Annotated in this window: 1 protein-coding gene; it reads right to left on the bottom strand. The window is 49.4% G+C overall.

Translation table 11 applies throughout. The annotated features are described in order from the left end of the window. Window positions 1–21: 21 nt before the first annotated feature. Window positions 22–991, bottom strand: a 970-nt coding sequence (locus H6A60_RS11735; protein WP_205104836.1) for a hypothetical protein, incomplete at its 5' end; no start/stop codon positions are given.

Here is a 991-nt window from a genome sequence, read left to right as displayed (position 1 = left end):
GATCATTGCTGCATAGGTTTACTATTCAGCAATTTCATTGACAATGCCAGAAATCGCAGCACTTAGTTCGGACGTCATCTTCTTCGTTGATACTTTGACAATCTTGGTAAAGACTTCTTTGCTGTTATAGAAGAAGTCCATTACGGCTAAACCTCCGAATCCTTGCATATTGATGCGAAGCGCCCACTGCATCTCGCGAACGAGTGCCACAGAAACACCTCGTGATGTAGCAGCAGCAAGAAGTCGGTCATAGAATTCTTGTTTGAAAGATTCGTCGAATAGCGGTTTGATGTTGTCGACGACTGGATCGGGCAAATCAGCACGAACGGATGATCTGGAGTTTCTCGGTAGGCCCTGGGTTGGCGCTGAGGAGTTGATGGCGCCTCCCTCAAGTTGTCGTATATGTTTAGCGACGGTGATGCTTAAAGGATCCGTGCCGCCCGGACGAACTCGCGTAACTTCATTTTTCGCGTTATAGAAAACATCTGCTCGAACATATTCTCCGCCCCATTCGACTGTGTACGACTCGCAATACTGTAGGTGCTGAACGTCAATGATTTTTGCATCCAACAAAATCAAACTATCGGCGACGGCATCTTTCAGAATGGAAAGAAAACTCGGGGGCAGATCACCAAGTGCTACGTCTTTCGTGACAGGGGGCGTAATCGAAGGAATTGAGACCGTTTCACACATGACTGCCCTTGAAGAGAATTTGTCAGCATCGGAGACGACGGGCGTGATAAATTCCGTTGATGCGCGCGTCTTCTGAGCCGAGCGAGATTCCAACTGTTCGGAACTGTAACGGGCGAAAGGTTCGTGCGTTGCAGGTGACGGGGATTTGAGCCGTGCCCTGCAGGGAGCAGCTGCAGCTGAACCAGCCCCCAAAAAGTTTCCAGCAAAGGAGAGTCCCGTAGAGCTCGTGAATCTTGGTGCGTTGTAGAAGAAAAGCTTGCGTTTGGCACGCGTCATCGCCGTATAGAGCCATCTAAAG

It is taken from the genome of Sutterella massiliensis (assembly GCF_016899755.1).
GTDB classification, from domain to species: domain Bacteria; phylum Pseudomonadota; class Gammaproteobacteria; order Burkholderiales; family Burkholderiaceae_F; genus Sutterella; species Sutterella massiliensis.
This window is presented reverse-complemented; position numbering and strand designations above follow the sequence as displayed.